The organism is Parafrankia elaeagni (assembly GCF_000374165.1).
GTDB lineage: Bacteria > Actinomycetota > Actinomycetes > Frankiales > Frankiaceae > Parafrankia > Parafrankia elaeagni.
The window spans coordinates 1-22,238 of sequence record NZ_KB893711.1; the positions used below are offsets into that span (position 1 = coordinate 1).

At 74.3% G+C, this 22,238-nt stretch carries 20 protein-coding genes; 14 read left to right on the plus strand and 6 right to left on the minus strand.

The genetic code is table 11. The annotated features are described in order from the left end of the window. The first annotated feature begins 647 nt into the window (after positions 1-647). Positions 648-1,790: a hypothetical protein gene (locus B207_RS32910; RefSeq protein WP_018635773.1), complete on the plus strand. Its 1,143-nt coding sequence runs from the start codon at positions 648-650 to the stop codon at positions 1,788-1,790. A gap of 55 nt (positions 1,791-1,845) precedes the next feature. Here the strand turns inward: B207_RS32910 and B207_RS0106815 are convergent, their stop codons facing one another. Continuing rightward, entirely contained in the window at positions 1,846-3,168 is a 1,323-nt protein-coding gene (locus B207_RS0106815; RefSeq protein WP_018635774.1) for a DUF1015 family protein, read from the minus strand. A gap of 354 nt (positions 3,169-3,522) precedes the next feature. Between B207_RS0106815 and B207_RS0106820 the strand changes: the two genes are divergently transcribed. Both B207_RS0106820 and B207_RS0106825 read left to right on the plus strand, forming a co-directional pair. After that, complete coding sequence (locus tag B207_RS0106820; protein ID WP_018635775.1) at positions 3,523-3,966, plus strand: tetratricopeptide repeat protein; 444 nt, start codon at positions 3,523-3,525, stop codon at positions 3,964-3,966. Continuing rightward, positions 3,963-5,057 carry an HAD hydrolase-like protein gene (locus tag B207_RS0106825; protein ID WP_018635776.1) on the plus strand — a complete coding sequence of 365 codons (1,095 nt, stop codon included), beginning with the start codon at positions 3,963-3,965 and terminating at the stop codon, positions 5,055-5,057. Before B207_RS0106820 ends, B207_RS0106825 begins: the two co-directional genes overlap by 4 nt. A gap of 28 nt (positions 5,058-5,085) precedes the next feature. Here the strand turns inward: B207_RS0106825 and B207_RS0106830 are convergent, their stop codons facing one another. Then, on the minus strand, positions 5,086-5,424 hold the full coding sequence (locus B207_RS0106830; RefSeq protein ID WP_018635777.1) for an alkyl sulfatase C-terminal domain-containing protein: 339 nt from the start codon (positions 5,422-5,424) through the stop codon (positions 5,086-5,088). A 246-nt stretch (positions 5,425-5,670) separates the two neighbouring features. Between B207_RS0106830 and B207_RS32915 the strand changes: the two genes are divergently transcribed. The 6 genes from B207_RS32915 (at position 5,671) to B207_RS0106860 (ending at position 12,263) form a co-directional block, all read left to right on the plus strand. Continuing rightward, on the plus strand, positions 5,671-5,913 hold the full coding sequence (locus B207_RS32915) for a hypothetical protein (protein WP_018635778.1): 243 nt from the start codon (positions 5,671-5,673) through the stop codon (positions 5,911-5,913). A gap of 17 nt (positions 5,914-5,930) precedes the next feature. Further along, positions 5,931-7,025, plus strand: a complete 1,095-nt coding sequence (locus tag B207_RS0106840; RefSeq protein ID WP_018635780.1) for a TlyA family RNA methyltransferase — start codon at positions 5,931-5,933, stop codon at positions 7,023-7,025. After that, positions 7,025-7,939: an NAD kinase gene (locus tag B207_RS0106845; RefSeq protein ID WP_018635781.1), complete on the plus strand. Its 915-nt coding sequence runs from the start codon at positions 7,025-7,027 to the stop codon at positions 7,937-7,939. Before B207_RS0106840 ends, B207_RS0106845 begins: the two co-directional genes overlap by 1 nt. Positions 7,940-8,016: 77 nt before the next feature. Beyond that, positions 8,017-9,768, plus strand: a complete 1,752-nt coding sequence (gene recN, locus B207_RS0106850; protein WP_018635782.1) for a DNA repair protein RecN — start codon at positions 8,017-8,019, stop codon at positions 9,766-9,768. Between the two features lie 123 nt (positions 9,769-9,891). Next, entirely contained in the window at positions 9,892-11,643 is a 1,752-nt protein-coding gene (locus tag B207_RS32920) for a CTP synthase (protein ID WP_035740222.1), read from the plus strand. Continuing rightward, positions 11,640-12,263 (plus strand): NUDIX domain-containing protein, encoded by a 624-nt coding sequence (locus B207_RS0106860; RefSeq protein ID WP_018635784.1) that lies wholly within the window; start codon positions 11,640-11,642, stop codon positions 12,261-12,263. The genes B207_RS32920 and B207_RS0106860 overlap by 4 nt, the downstream gene beginning before the upstream one ends. A 92-nt stretch (positions 12,264-12,355) precedes the next feature. On the opposite strand, the gene B207_RS0106865 is transcribed toward B207_RS0106860, so the two are convergent. Together B207_RS0106865 and B207_RS0106870 are read right to left on the minus strand one after the other, a co-directional pair. Next, positions 12,356-13,264: a PKD domain-containing protein gene (locus tag B207_RS0106865; protein WP_026310767.1), complete on the minus strand. Its 909-nt coding sequence runs from the start codon at positions 13,262-13,264 to the stop codon at positions 12,356-12,358. An 11-nt stretch (positions 13,265-13,275) separates the two neighbouring features. Next, positions 13,276-13,971 carry a hypothetical protein gene (locus B207_RS0106870; RefSeq protein ID WP_326828388.1) on the minus strand — a complete coding sequence of 232 codons (696 nt, stop codon included), beginning with the start codon at positions 13,969-13,971 and terminating at the stop codon, positions 13,276-13,278. A 71-nt stretch (positions 13,972-14,042) separates the two neighbouring features. Here B207_RS0106870 and B207_RS38010 point away from each other — a divergent pair, with 71 nt between their 5' ends. Next, positions 14,043-15,284 (plus strand): tyrosine-type recombinase/integrase, encoded by a 1,242-nt coding sequence (locus B207_RS38010; RefSeq protein WP_018635787.1) that lies wholly within the window; start codon positions 14,043-14,045, stop codon positions 15,282-15,284. A gap of 61 nt (positions 15,285-15,345) precedes the next feature. Here B207_RS38010 and B207_RS0106880 read toward each other — a convergent pair whose 3' ends face one another. Continuing rightward, positions 15,346-15,564: a hypothetical protein gene (locus B207_RS0106880; RefSeq protein WP_006542192.1), complete on the minus strand. Its 219-nt coding sequence runs from the start codon at positions 15,562-15,564 to the stop codon at positions 15,346-15,348. A 654-nt stretch (positions 15,565-16,218) separates the two neighbouring features. Here B207_RS0106880 and npdG point away from each other — a divergent pair. Both npdG and B207_RS0106890 read left to right on the plus strand, forming a co-directional pair. After that, complete coding sequence (gene npdG, locus B207_RS0106885) at positions 16,219-16,911, plus strand: NADPH-dependent F420 reductase (RefSeq protein ID WP_195905254.1); 693 nt, start codon at positions 16,219-16,221, stop codon at positions 16,909-16,911. Positions 16,912-16,915: 4 nt separating this feature from the next. After that, complete coding sequence (locus B207_RS0106890; RefSeq protein WP_018635789.1) at positions 16,916-17,794, plus strand: helical backbone metal receptor; 879 nt, start codon at positions 16,916-16,918, stop codon at positions 17,792-17,794. A 33-nt stretch (positions 17,795-17,827) separates the two neighbouring features. Here B207_RS0106890 and panB read toward each other — a convergent pair whose 3' ends face one another. Continuing rightward, the gene (panB, locus tag B207_RS0106895) at positions 17,828-18,838 is read right to left on the minus strand and encodes a 3-methyl-2-oxobutanoate hydroxymethyltransferase (protein ID WP_018635790.1); all 1,011 of its coding nucleotides are present in this window, start codon (positions 18,836-18,838) and stop codon (positions 17,828-17,830) included. Between the two features lie 247 nt (positions 18,839-19,085). Between panB and B207_RS0106900 the strand changes: the two genes are divergently transcribed. After that, entirely contained in the window at positions 19,086-19,742 is a 657-nt protein-coding gene (locus B207_RS0106900; protein ID WP_026310769.1) for a TetR-like C-terminal domain-containing protein, read from the plus strand. A 230-nt stretch (positions 19,743-19,972) separates the two neighbouring features. Next, positions 19,973-21,949, plus strand: a complete 1,977-nt coding sequence (gene thrS, locus B207_RS0106905; protein WP_018635792.1) for a threonine--tRNA ligase — start codon at positions 19,973-19,975, stop codon at positions 21,947-21,949. The last annotated feature ends 289 nt before the right edge of the window (positions 21,950-22,238 follow it).

The following is a 22,238-nucleotide window of genomic DNA, read 5'->3' on the forward strand; positions in this document are numbered from 1 at the left end:
ACAACAGTGAGCGGCCGGAGCGGCCTTCGCGGCCGTACAACAGTGAGCGGCCGGAGCGGCCTTCGCGGCCGTACAACAGTGAGCGGCCGGAGCGGTCCTCGCGGCCGTACAACAGTGAGCGGCCGGAGCGCGGCACCGGCCCCGCCCGGACAGCTGGGGGCGCGGCCGGTGATCGCCGGCCCAGTGGTCCCGCCAGTCGATCGTCCTCCGATCGGCCTTCGCCGGAACGAGCGGGCGGTGACAACGGCTCGGCGGGTGGCGCGGTCACCAGTCGCCGCCCGGACGGATCGGCCCCTGAGCGCAGAGAACGGCCAGCCGGGGCCAGCGGGGCTGGGCGACCGGAGACCCGGGGTCGGTTCGCGACCGACAGGCCGGCTCGTGGTGGTACCGGCGGGCCCGACCGTTCGGCTCGTGGAGGTGGCGGAGGTGTCGGCCGTCCTGCCCGTGGCGCTGGCGGCGGCTTTGACCGTCAGGCCCGCGGAGGCGCAAGCGCGGACAGGCCGGCCCGTGGTGGTGCCGGCGGCCACGGCCGGTCGGGGCCGGCACGGGACGGTGCGGCTCCGCGCCGCCGCCCGCCGGCTCCCCCGCTGCCGGACGAGGCCCGGGCCGAGCTGCTCGACCGGGACATCCGGCGCGACCTGCGGAGTGTGCCTGCACCGCTGGCGGAGACCATCGCCCGGCATCTCGTTGCTGCCGCGATGCTTGTCGACGAGGATCCCGCGCTGGCTCTGGAACATGCACGGGCGGCTGCCGCGAGGCTGCCGAGAATGGCGGCTGTCCGTGAGGCGGTCGGTGTCGCCGCGTACCACGCCGGCGAGTACGCGGCGGCGCTGCTGGAACTGCGCGCAGCTCGCCGTATCGACGGCTCGCCGCACAACCTGCCGCTGATCGCCGACTCGGAGCGTGGCCTCGGCCGGCCGGAGCGCGCAGTGGACTGCCTGTCGGACCCCGGAGCTGCCGAGCTCGACGCCGCCGGGCGTATCGAACTGCTGATCGTTGTCTCTGGCGCTCGACGCGACATGGGCCAGCCGGAAGCCGCCGCAGTGCTTCTCCGAGAGCATGCGACGGCCCGGACGGAGCCCAGGCCCTGGACGCCCCGCCTCTGGTACGCCTACGCCGAGGCGTTGCTGGCTTCGGGTCGTCAGGTCGAGGCGCTGCGCTGGTTCACGGCGACGGCCGGTATCGACGAGGACGAGACCGACGCAGCCGAACGGATCTACGAGCTCACCGTCATCGACGACGACGACGCCGCCGATGGCGTGGCCGACGACGACGCTGGCGCCGACGTCGCGGACGATGTCAGTGCCGACGCCACCGGCGTCGGCACTGACGGAGCGGAGCGAGCGGCGAGCATCCGCGACACAGAGGCCGTGGCAGCTCCACCGGGCATGGCTGAGACAGATGTGGCCGAGGCGGTCGCTGGGGGAACAGCGGACGAGCCGGCCGACGGGGCCGGACCGGCCGAGGACGCGCTGACCGAGGACGCCGGGACCGGCGAGGCCGGTGAGGCCGAGTCGGCGGAGCGTGTGGCTATGCCCGCGTTCGAGGGCCCGGTGGACGAGAGCGCCGACACCAGGGGCGATTCCGAGGGGCCCGCACCGGGCGTGGACGAGGCGACACCGGCTGTTCCCGAGGCCGCGGTCGACTTCTCGGCTGCTGGGGAGGGAGCCGCGGCGACCGTCGCCGCCGACAGCACGGCCCCCATCCCGGAGATCGTTTTCTCGGATGCTCCGGACGGCGGGGAACAGCCCGCGGTGCCGTCCCGCGCGCAGGACCAGCCGCCGGCCTGACGGTGATCCACCGCCCGGGATCGACGTGTGCGGACGTCCCGGGCGGTGTCGCCGATCAGTCCAGCGGGCGCATCACCAGGCCGGTACGTGGCTTGGGGGTGAAGAGGGTGGACTTGCGGGGCATCCGCTCCGCGGCCCCGGCGACGGCGATGACGTCCGTGACCGGGGTCGGGTTGAGCAACAGCGCCACGCCGCCGTGCGCCTGGGCCGCGGCGACCGCGGCCGGGGCGTCGTGGTGGTAGTCGACGACGCCGACCGTGTCCTCCAGACCCCAGACGTCGGAGATGAGGGCGAGGTGCGCCACGGTCACATCCAGGCCGCGGAAGGCCGCTGACCGGTCCGTGGGCAGGGCCCGGCCGAGCAGGTCGGCCGTGGGCCGGGTCAGCAGGTAGGCGGCCGAGCCGTCGGCGATGACGAAGGCGTGGCCGTCGAGGCCGGCCTTCGCGAGATTGTCCAGCAGGCCGGGGAGGACGCCCGCGGTGCCGGTGCCGATGCCGGTGGTGAGTGGGCGCACGGTGAAGAACTGCTCGGCCCGGGCGACCGCGTCGGCGAGGGTGAGGCCCCGCACGGCGCGGTGGATGGGGTGCACCTGCGGGCCGCTGACGGTCGCGTCCACCAGGAAGGTGAGCCCGTAGTCCCAGGGGCCGTCGCCGTCGCCCGCGGTGTGGCGTTCGGCCTGGTACTGGCGGTAGGTCGCGTAGCGGTGGTGACCGTCGGCGATCACTGCCCGGCGGGGGAGCAGGTCCGCCGCGATGACCTCCAGGGCGGCCGGCTCCTCGATCGTCCACAGTCGGTGGGTCACGCCGTCGGCGGTGCTGACGTCCATGAGCGGTTCGGTGCGCACGGCAGCCGCGACGGCCTCGCTCGCGGCGCCGCCCCCGTCGTAGAGAAGGAAGATCGGTTCCAGGTTCGCCTCGGTCGCCCGGGTCAGGGCGAGGCGGTCGGAGACCGGGCCGGCCATGGTGTTCTCGTGCGGCAGCACGATCTGCGCGTCGGGGTCGGCGAGCGCCAGCGCCCCGACGAGCCCGCGCTGGACGTGGCCGTCCTGACGCTGCTCGTAGACGTAGAGCCGCGGGCTGGTGTCGCGGACCAGGACTCCGCCGGCCAGCCAGCGTCGGAGCGTCCGCGCCGCCCGTTCGTATCGGTCCGCGCCGTCGTCGACGCGCTCGGGGTCGCGGGGCAGGATCAGCCGGACGGCGTTGTGTTCCGCCGCCGCCTCCAGCTCGGCGCGCTCGCCGTCGTCGATGACGTCGTAGGGCGGCGAGGTCAGCGCGGCGAGCTCCGGGCCCGCTGCGGCGAAGCGTGCCGCGCGGAACGGGGCGAGGACCAGGCCGGCAGGAACGGGCACGACGGCGTCGGGGGCAACCATGACGCGCATCGTAGGTGCTCGTGCACCCCCGCCGTGTGCGGCGCCGGCGGGTCCGGGTGGCGCGGAAGACAGGCCGTTATTCCGATGTTGAGGCATCTGAGTGCCGCTTACGGTGACACTGGTGAGGAGGGTGGGACGCCTCCCTCCCACCTGTGTCGCCGAGGACGCCGGCCGGTGGGGTCGGTCGGGTGTGGGCCGGCTGACTCCGGTGCGGTTGTCGCGCCGCGTGATCGTGCTCGGCACTGATCGTGCTCGGCACTGATCGCGCGGGCCCGTGGCGCGGCCTGGTGTGGCGTCCTGGCGGTACTGGTGCCGCCGCCGCGGTGGCCACGGCCGTGGCGGTCCGGACGACGTGGAGGTGCCATGACGGAGGAGTTCGGTTTTCCCGGAGGCAACGGCGTTCCGCACGGCAGCGGTTTCGCGGGCAACGGTTCCCCGGCCGGGGAGGTCTACGACTGGTATACCCGCGGGATGGCCCTGCTCGGGCATGGCGACGCGAATGCCGCCGTGCAGCTGCTCGGCCACGCGGTCGCCGCCGAGCCGGCGTCGCCCAGCGTCCGTGAGGCGCTCGGCCGGGCGCAGTTCGAGGCGGGGCAGTACGACGACGCGGTGCGCACCTTCGCCTGGATCGTCGACCGGCACCCGACCGACGACTACGCCCAGTTCGGCCTGGGTATGGCGGCCCATCGCACCGGTGACCTGCGGGTCGCGGTGGAGCACCTGGCGCTCGCCGTGGCGATGCGGCCCGACCTGGCCCACTACGGCGTCGCACTGCGCGGGGCACGTGCCGCGCTGAACCGCGCATGAAGCCACCGTCGGCGCCGGCCAGGGCGCCGCTGTCGGGGACGTCCCGCCCGCTCACGTCACTGTTCGACGTCGCCCTGCTCGATCTGGACGGCGTCGTGAACCGCGGCGAGCGGGCGGTCCCGCACGCGGCGGCCGCGATCGAGGCCGCGGGCCGTGACGGGATGCGCTCCGTCTACGTGACGAACAACGCGCTGCGCACGCCGGAGACCGTCGCCGAGCGGCTGACCGGCTTCGGTGTTCCGGCTACCGCCGCCGAGGTGGTGACATCGGCGCAGGCGGCCGCGCACGTGCTGGCGCAACGGTTGCCGGCGGGCGCGGCGGTGCTGGTCGCCGGCGGCGCGGGGCTGTGGGAGGCGGTGCGTGCGGAGGGCCTGTCGCCGACGTCCTCGGCCGATGACCGGCCGGCCGCGGTGGTCCAGGGCTTCGACCCGGAGATGACCTACGCGCGGCTGGTCGAGGCGGTGCTGGCCGTCCGGGCGGGCGCGTGGTGGGTCGCGAGCAACACGGACCTGACGGTGCCGACCGAGCGTGGTCTGGCGCCCGGTAACGGCGCGCTGGTCGCGTTTGTCCGAGCCGCGACCGAGGCCGAGCCGGTGGTGACCGGAAAACCGGAGCTGGCGATGCACGCCGAGTCGGTGCGGCGCAGCGGCGCCCGCGAGCCGATCATCGTCGGGGACCGGCTCGACACCGACATCGAGGCGGGGTCTCGGTCCGGGACGCCGACACTGCTGGTCTTCACGGGGGTGACCGGGCCGGCGGAGCTGCTCGCGGCGCCACCGCGGCATCGCCCGACGTTCCTCGCCGCCGACCTGCGCGGGCTGCTGCGCCCGCAGCCGGCCGCGGTGGCGGTGGACGGGGCGTCGCGCTGCGGCTCCTGGGCCTGCGTCATCGACGGGCGGACGCTGCGCTGGCGCCCCGCCGCGGATGCGGACACCGCCGATGCGGGCACCGGAGGTGATGACGGTCTGAACGCGCTGCGGGCGGCCTGTGTGCTGGTCTGGTCTGCCGCCGACGCCGGGCACGGGCTGACGGCGCTGGCGGACGAACGCCCACCGGGATGTGAGGATCTTCGCCTGCCGGCGACCCGATGAGCCACCTCGGAGTCAATGATGATCCGTCTCAGAGCAGTGAGCGGACCCGCAGGAGATCACGGATGCTCGCGTCGACCTTGAGTCGTCCACTGGCCCAGGCGGTGCTCACCGAGAGCCTTCCTTCGGTGACGGCAAGCAGGTCGTCGCTGCTCAGCGTGAGGGTGATCTGGGCGCCCGGGTGTTCGCCCTCGCCGATGTCCTGCAGGAAGCCGTCGCGGAGATGGCCGGAGAACGTGGTCGCCAGGTCCGGGATGCGGCATGAGATGACGCGGTCGGGGGTTCGCGGCGGGCGGCGGCCCCGGGCGAGCTCGTCGAGGCGGGAGGCGAGGACGCGCAGCGCTGCCTCACACTGCACACGGTCGGCCATGCCGGACGTTCCCCTCCTCGGCGCCGGGCCGGGACCCGGACGGCTCGGATCCCCCGGCCAGAGACACTAACGCCCGGACACGCTCCCAGACCGGACCCGCTCGGCCCGGCGGGCGGGGCGGGCGGGGCGGGAGTGGCGAGGTGAGAGCGACGGGGCCGGCACAGCGGATGTGAGGGCAGCCACGTGCGCCCCGGCTGATGCGGTGGCCGACCACCAGCGTCACACCGAATGCGAGAGGCTTGTCCGGTGAACACCGACGAACTGCCCGCCGAGCTGACAGCGGCACTCACGCGGCTCGCCACGCTCCCCGGCCGGCCGGCCGCCGAGCACCTGGAGGTGTTCGAGGACGTGCACAGGCTTCTGGAGGAGTCCCTGCAGGATCTTGCCGGTGGGCCCGCTGGCCGCGGTGTGCCGGGCCCGCCTGCCGGTTCCGGTCCGCAGGCGGGTTCGGGTGTGCCCGGCGCGGGTGGCGCCCGGGCTCCTCGGTGAGGCGGGCGGGATCGTCGATGGCACGTCGGACCCGTCTGGACGTCGAGCTTGTCCGTCGCCGGCTGGTGTCCTCCCGGGAGCGGGCGGCCGAGGCGATCTCCGCCGGCCGGGTCCGTGTCGGCGGGGTCCCGGCGGCGAAGGCCGCGACGATGGTCGACATGTCGGCGTCGATCGTCGTCGTGACCGAGGACGATCCGGGCTACGCCTCCCGCGGGGCGCACAAACTGGTCGGCGCCTTCGAGGCGTTCGGCGCCGCGCCACCGCCTCTCGGTCCGCCACCGCCTCTCGGTCCGCCACCGTCTCCCGGCCCACCGCCGTCTCCCGGCCCACCGCCGTCTCCCGGCCCACCGCCTCTCGGCTCCGCGGATCCGGACTCCGCGGATCCCGGCCCCGCTGAGTCGGGATCGATGCCGGACCCGTGGCCCGGGCTGGTCGTGGCGGGGCGGCGCTGCCTGGATGTCGGGGCCTCCACCGGCGGCTTCACCGACGTGCTGCTGCGGTACGGCGCTCGGGAGGTGGTGGCTGTCGACGTCGGCTACGGGCAGCTTGTCTGGCGGCTGCGCACTGATCCGCGGGTTTTCGTGCTGGACCGGACGAACGCCCGCCACCTGTCCCTCGATCAGGTCGGGGAGCCGGTGGAACTGGTCGTGGGTGATCTGTCGTTCATCTCGCTGGAGCTGGTGTTGCCGGCGCTGCGTGCGTGCGCTGCGCCCGGCGCCGACTTCGTCCTGCTGGTCAAGCCGCAGTTCGAGGTCGGGCGGGAGCTCCTCGGTGCCGGCGGTGTCGTCCGTGATGTGGCCCTGCACGCGAGTGCGGTGCGGTCCGTCGCTCAGGCGGCCCTGGGCCTCGGGCTCGGCGTCCGCGGGGTGGTCGCGAGCCCCCTGCCGGGGCCCGCGGGCAACGTCGAATACCTTCTGTGGCTGCGTGCCGATGCCGTGCCGGGCTCGGGGGAGGTCGAGGCGATGATCGCCGGTGCGATCGCGGCGGGACCCGCGGGTGACCGGGCCGGCTCCGGCCCGCAGCCGTTCGGCCCGGGGCCCGGCCTGCCGGATCCGGGATCGTCGGGCCCGACCGGGTCCGCCTCTCCGACCACCCCCCCGAGGACCGGCTGATGACCCGTGAGGTGCTCGTCGTCACCCATCCCCGCCGCTCCGTGGTGCGGGAGAGCGCACAGCGGGTGCTGGAGATGCTCGGCGCGGCCGGGGTCTCCCCGCGGGTCCTGCGCGACGAGGCGGAGCTGCTCGACCTCGCCGCGCCGAACGTGGTCCCGGCGGATGTCGACGCCGCCGTCGGGGCGGAGCTGGTGCTCGTCCTGGGGGGCGACGGCAGCCTGCTGCGGGGAGCGGAGTTCGCGCGTTCGGCCGACATCCCGCTGCTCGGCGTCAACTTGGGCCACGTCGGGTTCCTGGCCGAGGCGGAGCCCGACGCGCTGGCGGCCACGGTCGAGCACGTGGTGCGCAAGGAGTACTCCGTCGAGGAGCGGATGACCGTCGACGTGACGGTCCGCCACCAGGGCGAGGTGATCTACACCGGCTGGGCGCTCAACGAGATGTCGCTGGAGAAGGCCGAGCGGGCCCGGATGCTGGAGTGCGTCCTGGAGATCGACGGCCGGCCGCTGTCCCGGTGGGGCTGCGACGGCGTGATCTGCTCGACGCCGACGGGGTCGACGGCGTATGCGTTCTCTGCCGGCGGGCCGGTGATGTGGCCGGGGGTGGAGGCGCTGCTCGTCGTGCCGATCAGTGCCCATGCGCTGTTCGCCCGGCCGCTGGTCCTCGCGCCGGGGGCGACGGTGGCGATCGAGGTCCTGCCGGACGTCCCGGCGGTGCTGTACTGCGACGGGCGCCGGCTGGTGGACGTCCCCCAGCTGTCGCGGGTCGAGGTGGTCCGGGGGCGGCGCCCGGTGCGGCTCGCGGTGATCAGACCACGGCAGTTCACCGACCGCCTCGTCGCCAAGTTCGACCTGCCGGTGGCCGGCTGGCGGGGTGAACGGCGCGCTGACCGGTACCTGCGCCCGCCCGGGACGTGACGGGAATCGGCGGCTCGCCGGTCATTCCCCGTTTTCCGGGTGCCGGGTGAGGGGTGGGTGACGCTAGAGTTCGGGACGTGCTCGAGGAGATTCGTATCCGCGGGCTCGGCGTGATCGATGACGCGGTCCTCGATCTGGCACCGGGGCTGACGGTGGTCACCGGTGAGACCGGCGCGGGCAAGACCATGATCGTGCAGGGGCTCGGCCTGCTGACCGGCGGGCGGGCCGACTACGCCCTGGTCTCCTCGCGCCTGGGGCGTGCCTCCGTGGAGGCCCGCCTCGTCGTGCCGCCGGAGTCCGCGCTGGTGAAACGGGTCCGCGAGCTCGACGGCGAGCTCGACGACGATGTGATCATCGTGGGGCGCACGCTGACCGCGGAGGGGCGTTCCCGCGCGCAGCTGGCCGGCCGGTCCGTGCCCGCGAGTGTCCTCGCCGAGATCACCGAGAACGCGATCGCCGTCCACGGTCAGTCCGAGGCACAGCGGCTGCGGCGTCCCTCGACCCAGCGGGACGCCCTCGACCGGTTCGCCGGGCCCGCCGTCGCCGAGCCGCTGGCCCGCTACGGGCGGGTCCACACGAGGCTGGCGAAGGTGCGGGCCCGGCTCACCGAGATCACCGGGCGGGCCCGGGAGCGCGCGCAGGAGGCCGAGCTACTGCGCCTCGGGCTCGACGAGGTGGAACGGGTCGCCCCGCAGCCCGGGGAGGATGTGGCGCTCGGCGCCGAGCTCAGCCGGCTGGAGCACGCCGAGACGCTGGTGCAGTCGGCGCGGTCCGCCCACGGCGCCCTGGTCAGCGATCCCGCCGCCGGGGACGACGTGCCGGGGGCGGTCGACCTGGTCGGTGCCGCCCGCCGGGTCGTCGCGGGCGACGCCTCCCTCGACCCGGCGCTCGGCGAGCTCGCGAACCGGCTCACCGAGGTGGCGACCCTGCTCGCCGACGTCGCCGCGGACCTCGCGTCCTACGGGGCGGGGGTGGAGTCCGACCCGGCCCGGCTCGCGCACGCCCAGGCCCGCAAGGCCGAGCTGACGGCGCTCGCCCGCGCCCACGGTACGGACGTCGACGGCGTCCTGGCCTGGGCGGACACGGCGGGGCGCCGGCTGCTGGAGCTCGACGGTGACGGTGACCAGTCCGGCGCGCTGGCAGCCGAACGCGACGAGCTGACCGCCGAGCTCGCCGCGCTGGCGGAACGGATCAGCGCCGCCCGGTCCGCCGCCGCCGAGCGGTTCGGGGTGGCGGTGGCGGCGGAGCTCGCCGGCCTGGCGATGCCCCGGGCGCGGGTCGAGGCGGTCGTCGTGCAGCGCGACGACCCCACCGGGTTGCCCGTCCGTGGCCGGACGGTGGCCTTCGGCCCGAGCGGGATCGACGACGTGGAGCTGCGGCTGGTGCCGCATCCGGGGGCCCCCGCCCGCCCGGTCGAGAAGGGCGCCTCCGGCGGTGAGCTCTCCCGGGTGATGCTGGCGATCGAGGTGGTGCTCGCCGCCGCCGACGCCGGCGCGACCATGGTGTTCGACGAGGTCGATGCGGGAGTGGGCGGCCGCGCCGCGGTCGAGATCGGCCGCCGGCTCGCCCGGCTCGCCCGCACCCACCAGGTCCTGTGCATCACGCACCTGCCACAGGTCGCGGCGTTCGCCGACCGGCACCTGGTCGTGCACAAGGCCGACGACGGCTCGGTGACCCGCAGCGGCGTGGTGGCGCTCGACGGGCCGGAGCGGGTGCGCGAGCTGTCCCGGATGCTGGCGGGCCAGGAGGAGAGCACGCTGGCCCGCGGCCACGCCGAGGAGCTCCTCGCCGCCGCGGCGGCGGACAAGGCCGAACTCGCCCGCCCCTGACGACCGGCCCGGAGCGCGGTGGCCTGCGGTGGGGCGCCCGGCAGGCCTGTTCGGTCCGGTGTTACCGTGAAGACCCGTGGAGGCGCCGGGGCCGGTACCGGCGGCGTGACCACGGGAGTCCGCGTGGCACAGGCGCATATGACCAAGCACGTGTTCGTGACGGGGGGCGTCGCCTCCAGTCTCGGTAAGGGGCTGACGGCGTCCAGCCTCGGCCGTCTGTTGAAGGCCCGCGGGTTGCGGGTCACGATGCAGAAGCTCGACCCTTACCTGAACGTCGATCCAGGCACGATGGACCCGTTCCAGCACGGGGAGGTCTTCGTCACCAACGACGGGGCCGAGACCGATCTGGACATCGGGCACTACGAACGGTTCCTCGACGTCGACCTCGACGCCAGTGCGAACGTGACCACCGGGCAGGTGTACTCGGCGGTGATCGCGCGGGAGCGGCGCGGCGACTATCTCGGCCAGACCGTGCAGGTCGTCCCGCACATCACCGACGAGATCAAGGACCGCATCCGCCGGCTGGCGACCGACGCGGTGGACGTCGTCATCACCGAGGTCGGCGGCACGGTCGGCGACATCGAGTCGCTGCCCTACCTGGAGGCGATCCGGCAGGTCCGGCACGAGGTGGGGCGGGACAACGCGTTCACCGTGCACGTGAGCCTGGTGCCGTACCTGGCGCCGTCCGGTGAGCTCAAGACCAAGCCGACCCAGCACTCCGTCGTCGCGCTGCGCAGCATCGGGCTGCAGCCGGACGCGCTGGTCTGCCGGTCGGACCGGCCGTTGCCCGACGCGCTCAAGCGCAAGATCGCGCTCATGTGCGACGTGGACGACGAGGCTGTCGTCGGCGCGCCGGACGCCGGCTCGATCTACGACATCCCGAAGGTGCTGCACCGGGAGGGGCTCGACGCCTACGTGGTCCGCCGGCTCGGCCTGAGTTTCCGGGACGTCGACTGGACGGAGTGGGACACCCTGCTGCAGCGGGTGCACCACCCGGCGAACACGGCGACGATCGCCATCGTCGGCAAGTACATCGACCTGCCCGACGCCTACCTGTCGGTGACGGAGGCCCTGCGGGCCGGGGCGTTCGCCGCCGACGCCCGCCCGGAGATCCGCTGGATCGGCTCGGACGGGTTCACCTCGCCGGAGGCCGCCTCCCACCTGCTCGAGGGCGTCGACGGGATCATCGTGCCGGGCGGGTTCGGGATCCGTGGGATCGAGGGCAAGATCTCCGCGCTGCGGCACGCCCGCGAGCACGGCATCCCCACCCTGGGGATCTGCCTGGGCCTGCAGTGCATGGTGATCGAGGCGGCGCGCTCGCTGGCCGGGCTCACCGACGCCAACTCGGCCGAGTTCGACCCGCAGACCGCGCACCCGGTGATCTCGACGATGGCCGACCAGCGCGACGTCGTGGCGGGGGAGCGTGACATGGGCGGCACCATGCGCCTCGGCCTCTACCCGTGCGCGCTGGAGGCGGACACGGTCGCCCGCCGCGAGTACGGCGAGCCCGAGGTCTCGGAGCGGCACCGCCACCGCTACGAGGTCAACAACGCCTACCGCGACAGGCTGTCCGCCGCCGGGCTGGTGTTCTCCGGCACCTCCCCGGACGGCCGCCTCGTCGAGGTCGTCGAGCTGCCCGCCGACACGCATCCGTTCTACGTCGGCTCGCAGGCGCACCCGGAGTTCCGATCGCGGCCGACACGGGCCCATCCGCTGTTCCGCGGCCTGGCCCGCGCGGCGGTGGCCCACGCGAACCGCCGGCGCGGCCTGCTGCCCGTCGACATCGCAGCCACCGAACCGGCCCGCCCGGCGAGCGGCACCCCGTCCGGCGCGGACGTCACCGGCGTGACCGACGGGGAGCTGGTCTCCCCGTGAGCGAGGCGGCACACAGCTACGAGGTGGCCGACAGCTCCGTCGTCTACCAGGGGCGGATCATCGCCGTCCGGCGTGACATGGTGCGGATGCCCGACGGCGACACCTCCCAGCGGGATGTCGTGGTGCACCCCGGTGCGGTCGGGGTGGTGGCACTGGACGACCGGGAACGGGTCGTGATGGTGCGCCAGTACCGGCACCCGGTGCGCGGCCCGCTCTGGGAGCTGCCGGCAGGCCTGCTGGACGTCCCCGGGGAGCCGGCGTCCCTCGCGGCCGCCCGGGAGCTCGCGGAGGAGGCGGGCCTGCGGGCCGGCCGCATCGACCTGCTCGTCGACGTGTACGCCTCACCGGGGATGACCGACGAGGCCTACCGCGTGTTCCTCGCCCGCGACCTGCGGGAGATCCCCACGGCCCAGCGGTACGTCGGGGTGCACGAGGAGGCGGAGATGGCGATCACCCGCGTCGACCTGTCCGACGCGGTGGACCAGGTCATGCGCGGGGAGATCACCAACGCGATGGCGATGATCGGCCTGCTGGCGGCCTACCGTGCCCGGGCGGACGGTTTCCGCGGCCTGCGGCCGGTCGACGCCGCCTGGTCGGCCCGGCCCACCGCGGGCGGCTGACGGCCGCTGCCGTCACCATCCGGCCGGCGGCGGCCGGCGGCGACCGTTGCGCCAGCCAGCCAGCCAGCCAGCCGTCCCGGCCGGCCGGTGTGTCAGTCGTTGCCGACGAGGACGCCGCCGGCCTCCTCGACCGTGATCGTCTCGGTGGCGGTGAGGATGACGTCGTCCAGCGGGAACGCCTGCCCCACCCCGGGGACGGTGAAGTAGCCGTTCCAGGTCACGGTGAGCGTGACCTGGTAGGTGCCGGGGCGGCGGTAGGAGTGGGCGACGTAGGCGTCCGGATGGTCACGTGGCGAGATCGCCGGGTCGTAGGGGCGGCCGGGTGCGTCGGGGCCGCTCTCCCCGTCGCCGAAGCGCCAGGCGTAGTGCGGCGCGGCGCTGATCGTCGCCAGCACCGGTTCGGTGACGTCGAAGGTGAACGCCGCCGGCACCGCCGTGTGCATGATCGACGGGAGGTTGGCGAAGCTGTTCCCGACCGGCTGGATCACCACCCCCGGGGTGGGCAGCAGCTCCTCCCGCAGGTAGTCGGCGAACTGGGCGGCGAGGTCGTCGACCGCGATCCCGTCGGGGTCGTAGAGCACCGGCCCGCACTCCGCGACAAGGGCGTCGTACTCGGCCCGCTCGGCCTCGGTCATCTCCGGGGCGGCGCCGACACCGGTCAGCAGCTGGCAGAGGGCGTCCGGGTCGGGCGGGCAGTCGTCGCCGCAGCCGGCTCCGCCCCCGCCGCCTCCGCTGTCGATCGGCACCTGCTCGAGCAGGCCGTTGTGGTAGCGGTACTGGTAGCCACGGTCCGTGGCCCGGGTGTCGCAGCTGCCCCAGTGGGCGCCGGCACAGCCGGTCTGCGAGGGGGGCTGCGGCGCCGCCGCGGCCGGTCGGGCCGCCAGACCGGGAAGCAGGCCGGGCCCCGGGCCGGGGCCCACCACCGCGGACGTCAGCGCGGCGCCGGTCAGCGCGACGGTGGTCAGTACGGCGGCGGCGACCCGCCCGCGGTGGCGGCTCACCGGGTGGCGGCTCACCGGGTGGCCCCCGCGGCGTAGACGATGTTCTGGATGCGCCAGCCGGGGCCGGTCAGGACGAGCCGGGCGGTGGCCGCCCGGGCCGGGACACCGGGCTCCAGACCGGCGTCGCGGCCCGCCGGGTCGAGGAGCCGAACCGGGCGGGCCGTGGCGGTGAACCGGACGTCGACGACGGTGCCCCGCCGCTCGCCCGCGGCGAGGCCGGTGATCTCGTAGGGGGGTGTCGCGGTCCGCACGCCGTTCTGGTCGAGGTGGCGGGTCATGCCGACGTCCAGCGCGCAGGTCTGGCAGCCGGGCAGCGCGGTGTCGGCGGTGTCGGCGACGCGCCCGTCGCGCGCGGCGGCGTTGATCTCGGCGAAGTAGGCCCCGACGACCTGGGCGGCGCGAGCGGGGGAGCTGGGCGGCACCGGGGCTCCGCTCCCGGCGGAGGCGGAGGGGACGGGCCCTCCGGGCGCCGCCGGACTGCCGGAGGCCGCGGCGGCACCCGCATCCGCTGCCTCCCCCGTTCCCGCGGCGCCGGTGGCGGAGCCGGGGCGGGGCGGGGCCGGCGCGCCGCCCGGCCGGCCCGAGCCCCCGCAACCGGCGAGCAGCGAGCCCGCGCAGAGCGTGAGGATGACCGAGACGGCGGCAATGAGGACCCCCGGGGATGCGGCGCGGCGTGACGATCCCGCGTCCGTCCGCACAAGGTGCACGATAGACGTTTCCCAGCGCCGTCGGGACGGGCACCGGCGAACCGGAGCCGCCGCCCCCTAATATCAGTTCGATGATGACCACGGCGGGCGGTGACGATGCCGGCCGCCGTGGGGCAGCGGGCGACCCGGCCCACCCTGGCCAGGTCATCGACCGCTATCTGGATCATGTTGGCCGTGAGCGGGGGCTGGCCCGAAACTCGGTCCTCGCCTACCGGCGCGACCTACGCCGCTACCGAGAGTACCTGGCAGCGCGGAACCTCGATGCACTGGGCGCGGTTGACGCGGTCCAGATCGCGGACTTCGCCGCCGCGCTGCGCACCGGCGATGCCGAGCACCCGCCACTGGCACCGGCCTCGGTTGCCCGGATGCTGGTCGCGGTCCGGTCGTTGCACCGGTTCGCGGTCCGGGAAGGGGACGTCGAAGCGGACGTGTCGCTTCCGGTCCGGGCACCGCTGCCCCCGCGGCGCCCGCCGCGCGCGCTGACTGTGGAACAGGTCGCCGCGGTCCTTGCCGCCGCCGGCCTCGCCGCCCGCCAGGACGCGGCGTTCCCGATCGGGACGTCGCGAGCTGGAGCGACACCGGCCGGGGAGCCGTTGGCTGGGGAGCCGTTGGTCGGGAATCCGTTGGTCGGGGAGATGTCGGCCGCGCCGGCGGGGGAGGCCCGATCCGGGCGGGCCGGTGGCGGGCCGACCCCGGTGGTGGCACCCGCCGGACCGCCTGCCGGCGCGAAGGTGCCGGCAGGCCCGGATCCGTCCGGGCTGGCCCGGCGGTTGCGCACCGCAGCCCTGCTCGAACTGCTCTACGGCACCGGCGCGCGAATCTCGGAGGCGGTCGGGCTCGACCTCGACGACCTCGACCTGGAACGGTCCGTGGTGCGGCTGCGCGCCCGGCGTGGCCGGGTCAGGGCCGTTCCGCTGAGCCATGGCACCGTGACGGCGTTGGAGCGCTACCTGCGACGCGGCCGGCCGTTGCTGGCCGGCTCCGGGCCCGAGGTGACGCGGGGCCCGGGCGCAGCCGTGTTCGTGTCCCGCCGTGGGACCAGGCTGTCCCGACAGAGCGCCTGGTCGGTGCTGCGGGCCGCGGCGGATGCCGCCGGGGTGGACGGGGCTTCACCGCACGTGCTGCGGCACTCGTTCGCGGCCCACCTGCTCGACGGCGGGGCGGACGTGCGGGTGGTCCAGGAGCTGCTGGGCCATGCCTCGGTGAGCACGACCCAGATCTACACGCTGGTCACGCCGGACGCCACTGTGGATCTGCCGGTCGACGGGCCACCCCGCCGGCCGGAGACGGGACCACCCGCCCCCGGCGCATGACCGGCTGCCCTGCTCGTGCAGGGCGCCCCGCACGGGCGCCCGGGACCGCGTCGCGGCGTGCTCAGGACGGTGTGTACGGCCCCAAGCTCGGCATCCCGTTGGACGGCGCGGGCGAAGGAACCCCGCCGACCCCGCCCACCGACTGGTTGCTGCGCTCGGCAAGGGTCTCGCCCACCTTGCGCGCGATCGCTTCCATCAGGCGCAGTGCCTGCGGCAGCGACAGGTTCAGCACCACTTCGCTGTCGTTCGTCATCGCGAAGCGAACCGACACGTCCGCCATTGCTCGACCTCTCTCGCCTGACTCGGAAGTTCTGCCTACCGAAGATCTGTGTGGTGCATGTGACTCGGAACGGTACGGCCCATCTCGGACGAACGCACGCTCGGGGTTGCCCGAAACCTGCCGCCCCTCACGGTGCGTCGCATCGCCGGCGCTCCATGTTGTGGTCAGAGTTCTGTGAGGATCTGCCACTCGTGCTGCTCCTTCGCCGGTCGCGACGCATCGCCGGGGTGTCCGGGCTGCCACCCGACGGGCCGGGGTTCAGACGGGCCCTGGGGGCGCGGTCGCGATCGTAGCTGCCCCGTTGTTCCCTCATAGTCCACTATCGGGTGAGTGCCCCTTTCGGGGGGTCGGAGAAATGTCCTCCCGGTTGCGTTGTCGAGCTTGTGCGTCCGCAAACCCCGTGCGATGGGGGCTTCCGGCCAGTCATGGCCCCCGCCGGGCGCCCCTTCGGGCGGTGCGACGACACCGCGACGCCGCGTGAGGCCCGGGCCGCGGCGGCGGCGGCCCGGGCCCGCCGGGCTGGCGCCGCCCCCGGCCGGCGCCGCCCGCCCGAGTCCACCGGACGCCCGCCGGGACCGACCGTGGAAGCCGTGAACTGGGAGCGGCGTCACAGGCTGTGACACGGGTCGGCATGTGCGGGCGGATTCGGGCAGGATGAGGTCCGTGACCTCAGTCTCAACCCCTCTCCCTGACGTGTCGTCCCTTGTGATCGGTATCCTCGGCGGCTCTGGGCCGCAGGGTGGCGGCCTCGCGGTCCGCTTCGCCCTGGCGGGCCACCAGGTGCTGGTCGGCTCGCGCTCGGCTGACCGCGGGCGGGATGCCGCCGCCAAGCTGGCCGGTTCCGGGCGGCGCATCGAGGGCGGGGACAACGCCGACGTCGCCGAGCGGGCGGACGTCGTGATCGTCGCGGTGCCGTGGGAGGGCCATGGCGAGCTCCTCGCCGATCTGCGCAAGCAGCTCGCCGGGAAGATCGTCATCGACTGTGTGAACCCGATGGGCTTCGACAAGGGCGGCGCCTTCGCGCTGCCCGTCGCGGAGGGCAGCGCCGCGCAGCAGGCCGCGGCCGTGCTGCCCGACAGCACCGTCGTCGGCGCGTTCCACCACGTCTCCGCCGTCCTGCTCATGGACGAGACGGTCGCGTCGATCGACACCGACATCCTGGTGATCGGCGACGACCGCCCCGCGACCGACACGGTGATAGCGCTTGCGAACCAGATCACCGGCATGCGCGGTATCTACGCCGGCAAGCTGCGCAACGCCGGCCAGGTCGAGGCGCTCACCGCGAACCTCATCTCGGTCAACCGCCGCTACAAGGCGCACGCCGGCCTGCGCGTCACCGACGTCTGAGCCCGTGGTGGCGGGTTCGGCAGTGCCGCCGGTCGACCCGTCGAGGCCGCCGGTCGACCCGTCGAGGCCGCCGGCCGGCTCGGCGCAGCCGCGGGAGGAGCCGGCGCAGCCGCGGGACGACCTGGGAAACCCGGTGCCCGTCCCCGCGGAGGTCCGGCGCGTCGTCTCGCTGGTGCCGAGCCTGAGCGAGTCGGTCGCGGCGAGCGCGCCGGGCCTGCTGGTGGGGGCGACCGACTGGTGCACCCATCCCGGGGATCTGGCGGTGACCCGGGTCCGCGGGACCAAGAACCCGGACCTCGAGCGGATCGCCGCGCTGGCACCGGACCTGGTCTGCGCCAACGCCGAGGAGAACCGTCAAATCGATCTCGACGCGCTGCGTGCCGCCGGGCTCGCCGTCTGGGTGACCGCGCCGACGACCGTCCCCGCGGCGCTGCACAGCCTCGACCGGCTGCTGCGCCTGGGCTGCCGGCTGCCGCGTCCGGCCTGGCTCACGACCGCGGAGCAGGCCTGGGCCGAGCCGTACCGGGGGCCACGCCGCCGGGCGGTCATCCCGATCTGGCGCCGGCCGTGGATGGCGGTCGGCCGGGACACCTTCACCGGTGACGTGCTGGCGCGGCTCGGTGTGGACAACGCGCTCGGCGGCTCCGAGCAGCGCTACCCGCGGGTGGACGTCGCCGCCCTGCCGCCGCACGATCTGGTGGTGCTGCCGGACGAGCCATACGCCTTCAGCCCGTCCGACGGCCCGGAGGCGTTCGCGGTGCCCGCGGTGTGCGTCTCCGGACGCCTGCTCACCTGGTACGGCCCGTCACTGGTCGAGGCCCGGGCCAGCCTGGCCGCGGCACTGGCCGCCAGCCCGGGCCCCGGGGCTGCTCAGGAGCGGTGACTGGTGCGGACGGGCCTCAGTAGCGGACGGGCCTCAGTAGCTGTGTTCGACGGTCGGGTACACCCCGCGTGACACCTCGTCGCTGTACGCCGTGGCCGCTTCGGCCAGCGCCGTGCGCAGGTCGGCGAAGCGCTTGACGAAGCGGGGGGCGGGACCGCCGGTCAGGCCGGCCATGTCCTGCCAGACCAGTACCTGGGCATCGCAGTCGGCACCCGCGCCGATCCCCACGGTGGAGATCACCAGCTCCTTGGTGATCCGAGCCGCCAGGTCGGCGGGGACGACCTCCAGCACGACCGCGAACGCACCGGCCTCCTGCAGGCCGTGCGCGTCGGCGAGCAGCACCTCACCGGCCCGGTCACGGCCCTGCACGCGGTAGCCGCCGAAGGCGTGCACGCTCTGCGGGGTGAGGCCCAGGTGCCCGATCACCGGGATGCCGGCAGCCACCAGTGTCTCGACCTGGGGCAGCACCCGGGCACCGCCCTCCAGCTTGACGGCCTGCGCGCCGCCCTCCTTGAGGAAGCGGGCCGCGGTCGCCAGCGCCTGCTCGGGGCTGGCCTGGTAGGAGCCGAACGGCAGGTCCGCGACGACCATCGCGTTCGGGGCGCCGCGCACGACCCCGCGGACCAGGGGGATCAGCTCGTCCACGGTGATCGGGACGGTGGTCTCGTAGCCGTAGACGGTGTTGGCCGCCGAGTCGCCGACGAGCAGGACCGGGATCCCGGCCTCGTCGAAGATCCCGGCCGTGGTGACGTCGTAGGCGGTGAGCATGGCCCACTTCTGGCCCCGCTCCTTGGCCGCGCGGACGTCGCGGACCGTGGTCCGCCCGGGGCGGGCGCCGCGAAGCGAGCCCCGCGCCTGCGCCGGGGCCTGAGGGGCCTGAGGGGCCTGAGGCTGAGCTGGGGCCGCCGTCGCAGTGGTGGAACGGGCCGGGGTCGGCGCGCCGTAGAGCGTCGCCGCCTCGTCCGGGCCGGCGGGGGAGCCGGCCCCCGCTCCGGGGCCGGCGGGGTTGCTGATCGCGGAGGGGTTGCTGATCGATGACGTCATGCGAACTCCCGGTGATCCGTCCGGGCGCGGGATCGCGTCCCGGCGTGTCCCCATGCTGCCACCGACCGGGCCACCGCCGATAGACCTGTGACCGGCCTGCAACGCCGGCGGTGCCGCCGTCGCAATCGGATGCGCCCGGCGGCGCGCGGACGTACTCTACGATCTTGGGAACGCGGCCGTGCTTCCACGGCCGCGCGGCGGTGCGACGAAGGCGCGGGTGGCATACGGGCATGCGAATGGCGGTCGGATGACGGTGGCGCATGCCAGCGGGACGGATCCCCGTGGACGCCAGGCACCCCCACCCTCGGGGGTGGCCCGTCCCCCGGGCCGGCCTCCGGGGCGACCCCGCGACACCCGGCGTGACCCGCTGATCATCGAGGCGACCCTCGCGGCGCTGGCCGACAACGGTTTCGGGGGCCTGTCGATGGAGGCGGTCGCCGCGGCCGCGGGTGTGGGGAAGGCCACCGTCTACCGCCGCTGGCCGACGAAGGGCGCCCTGGTCGCCGACGCGCTGGCGACGCTCGCGGAGTCGCACGAGCCGCATGACACCGGGTCGCTGCGCGACGACCTGGTCGCCGCGGTGAACGCGGTGCGCCGGCACAACATCCAGACGCTGTCCGGGCGGATCATGCCGCGGCTGCTCGCCGAGAAGGAGAGCCACCCGGACCTGTTCGACACCTACCGCCAGCAGGTGATCGTCCCCTCCCGGGAGCAGGTCGCGAGCGTGCTGCGGCGCGGGGTGGCCGCCGGGGAGCTGCGGGCCGACCTCGACATCGACCTGGCGACGGACATGCTCGTCGGCCCGGTCTCCTACCGGCAGTACACCGGCGGCAGCCACGAGGTGACCGGCACCCGGATCGGCCAGATCGTGGACACCGTCCTGGGCGGCATCCGCGCCCGCTGACCGGCTGTCGCGTCACGGGTGGGCCGCGTGGCGGGGGCCGGCTGCCCGGCGGTCACCGACCGTGCGCGTAATCCCGTTGGGGGTGTCGGAGCGCACGGGTAGCATCGCGGTCGGGACGCACCTGGCGTCCCTGCCACAAGTCATCCCTGTCACAAGTCGTGCATGTCACAAGTCGTGTCCGGGGCGCGGGGGACGCGCCCGGCCATCCGTCCACACAGCAGGAGAGTCCGGTGTCCGACGTCCGCATTACCGTCCAGCGAGGTCAGCAGGCCGAGGAGCGGGTGGTGCGGACGGGTACCACGGCCGCCGGGCTGTTCGAGGGCGAGCGGTCGGTGGTCGCCGCCCGGGTCGGCGGGGTCCAGCGTGACCTGGCCCATCCGCTCGCCGAGGGCGACGTCGTCGAGCCGATCACCGTCGACTCGCCCGACGGGCGGGCCATCGTCCGCCACTCCTGTGCCCACGTCGTGGCCCAGGCTGTGCAGGACCTGTTCCCCAAGGCCCGGCTCGGCATCGGCCCGCCGATCCAGGACGGCTTCTACTACGACTTCGACGTCGAGCGGCCGTTCACCCCCGAGGACCTGAAGGCGGTGGAGAAGCGCGCCCAGGAGATCATCAAGGCCGGGCAGCGGTTCTCCCGCCGGGTGGTCAGCGAGGACGAGGCGCGCACCGAGCTCGCCGACGAGCCCTACAAGATCGAGCTGATCGGGCTGAAGTCCAGCGCCGGGTCGGACGACGAGGCCGGGGTCGAGGTGGGCGAGGGTGAGCTCACCATCTACGACAACCTCGACCCGAAGAGCGGCGAGCTGTGCTGGAAGGACCTGTGCCGCGGGCCGCACGTGCCCACCACCCGGCACATCCCGGCGTTCGCGGTGCAGCGCTCGGCGGCGGCCTACTGGCGGGGCAGCGAGCGCAACCCGCAGCTGCAGCGCATCTACGGCACCGCCTGGGAGTCGCGGGACGCGCTGAAGGCCTACCAGCACCGCCTCGCCGAGGCGGAGAAGCGTGACCACCGCCGCCTCGGCGCCGAGCTGGACCTCTTCTCCTTCCCGACCGAGATCGGCCCGGGCCTCGCCGTCTTCCACCCCAAGGGCGGCGCGATCCGCACCGTCATGGAGGACTACTCGCGGCGCCGGCACATCGAGGCCGGCTACGAGTTCGTCAACACCCCGCACATCACCAAGTCCGACCTGTACGAGATCTCCGGGCACCTCGACTGGTTCGCCGACGGCATGTACCCGCCCATGCAGCTCGACGGCGGGGCGGACTACTACCTCAAGCCGATGAACTGCCCGATGCACATCCTGATCTTCCGGTCGCGCGGCCGGTCGTACCGGGAGCTGCCGCTGCGGCTGTTCGAGTTCGGCACCGTCTACCGGTACGAGAAGTCCGGCGTGGTGCACGGCCTGACCCGGGTCCGCGGGCTCACCCAGGACGACGCGCACCTGTTCTGCACCCGGGAGCAGCTGCCGACCGAGCTCGACACCGTCCTGAAGTTCGTGCTGGGCCTGCTGCGCGACTACGGCCTGGCGGACTTCTACCTGGAGCTGTCGACCCGGCCCGAGGGCAAGGCGATCGGCTCGGACGAGGAGTGGGAGGAGGCGACCGAGCTGCTGCGCGAGGCCGCCTCCAAGCAGGACCTCGAGCTCGTCATGGACCCGGGCGGCGGCGCGTTCTACGGGCCGAAGATCTCGGTGCAGGCCCGCGACGCGATCGGCCGCACCTGGCAGCTGTCCACCATCCAGGTCGACTTCCAGCTCCCGCAGCGCTTCGACATGACCTACCAGGCGGCGGACGGCACCCGCCAGCGCCCGTTCATGATTCACCGGGCGCTGTTCGGGACGATCGAGCGTTTCTTCGCCATCCTGCTGGAGCACTACGCGGGGGCGCTGCCGCCGTGGCTGGCCCCGGTGCAGGTCGTCGGCATCCCGATCACCGACGAGCACGTCCCCTACCTGGCCGGCGTCGCCGCGAAGCTGCGGGAGCGCGGCATCCGGGTCGAGGTCGACTCCTCCGACGACCGGATGCAGAAGAAGATCCGCACGGCGCAGAAGCAGAAGGTGCCGTTCATGCTGCTCGCCGGCGACGAGGACGTCGCCAAGGGTGCGGTTTCCTTCCGCTTCCGGGACGGCACGCAGCGCAACGGCGTGCCGATGGACGAGGCGGTCGCCGAGATCCTCGACGCCGTGGACCGCCGCATCCAGGTCTGACCGGGGCCGGAGACCGCGGCGCCAGGCTGCGCCGGGGGCCGTCGGGCTGGCGGGCCGCCAGGCTGCTGGATGGCTGAGGGGCCGGCGTGGGCTACTCCGTCCGGCAGCCGGTCGGAGCCGAGCCGGCCCGGCACGGGCTCGGCGGGCGGCGGAGCTGACCGCAATCCGGTGCGCGGGTGGTGCTCCCGGCGGTTGCGGCCGCGCAACTTCGCCGTGACGCGCGATGCCTGGGGCGGGATCTGTCGCTACCCTCGGGCAAAGTACCCGGTGGCGCCGAGCCCCCGCCCGG

Excerpts from the sequence above, each read along its gene's own strand:
- panB (WP_018635790.1), bottom strand. The coding sequence starts at position 18,838 with ATGACGTCATCGATCAGCAACCCCTCCGCGATCAGCAACCCCGCCGGC.
- B207_RS0106900 (WP_026310769.1), top strand. The coding sequence starts at position 19,086 with ATGACGGTGGCGCATGCCAGCGGGACGGATCCCCGTGGACGCCAGGCA.
- B207_RS0106830 (WP_018635777.1), bottom strand. The coding sequence starts at position 5,424 with ATGGCCGACCGTGTGCAGTGTGAGGCAGCGCTGCGCGTCCTCGCCTCC.
- B207_RS0106845 (WP_018635781.1), top strand. The coding sequence starts at position 7,025 with ATGACCCGTGAGGTGCTCGTCGTCACCCATCCCCGCCGCTCCGTGGTG.
- B207_RS0106820 (WP_018635775.1), top strand. The coding sequence starts at position 3,523 with ATGACGGAGGAGTTCGGTTTTCCCGGAGGCAACGGCGTTCCGCACGGC.
- B207_RS0106815 (WP_018635774.1), bottom strand. The coding sequence starts at position 3,168 with ATGCGCGTCATGGTTGCCCCCGACGCCGTCGTGCCCGTTCCTGCCGGC.
- B207_RS38010 (WP_018635787.1), top strand. The coding sequence starts at position 14,043 with ATGATGACCACGGCGGGCGGTGACGATGCCGGCCGCCGTGGGGCAGCG.
- B207_RS0106825 (WP_018635776.1), top strand. The coding sequence starts at position 3,963 with ATGAAGCCACCGTCGGCGCCGGCCAGGGCGCCGCTGTCGGGGACGTCC.
- npdG (WP_195905254.1), top strand. The coding sequence starts at position 16,219 with ATGAGGTCCGTGACCTCAGTCTCAACCCCTCTCCCTGACGTGTCGTCC.
- B207_RS0106840 (WP_018635780.1), top strand. The coding sequence starts at position 5,931 with ATGGCACGTCGGACCCGTCTGGACGTCGAGCTTGTCCGTCGCCGGCTG.
- B207_RS0106880 (WP_006542192.1), bottom strand. The coding sequence starts at position 15,564 with ATGGCGGACGTGTCGGTTCGCTTCGCGATGACGAACGACAGCGAAGTG.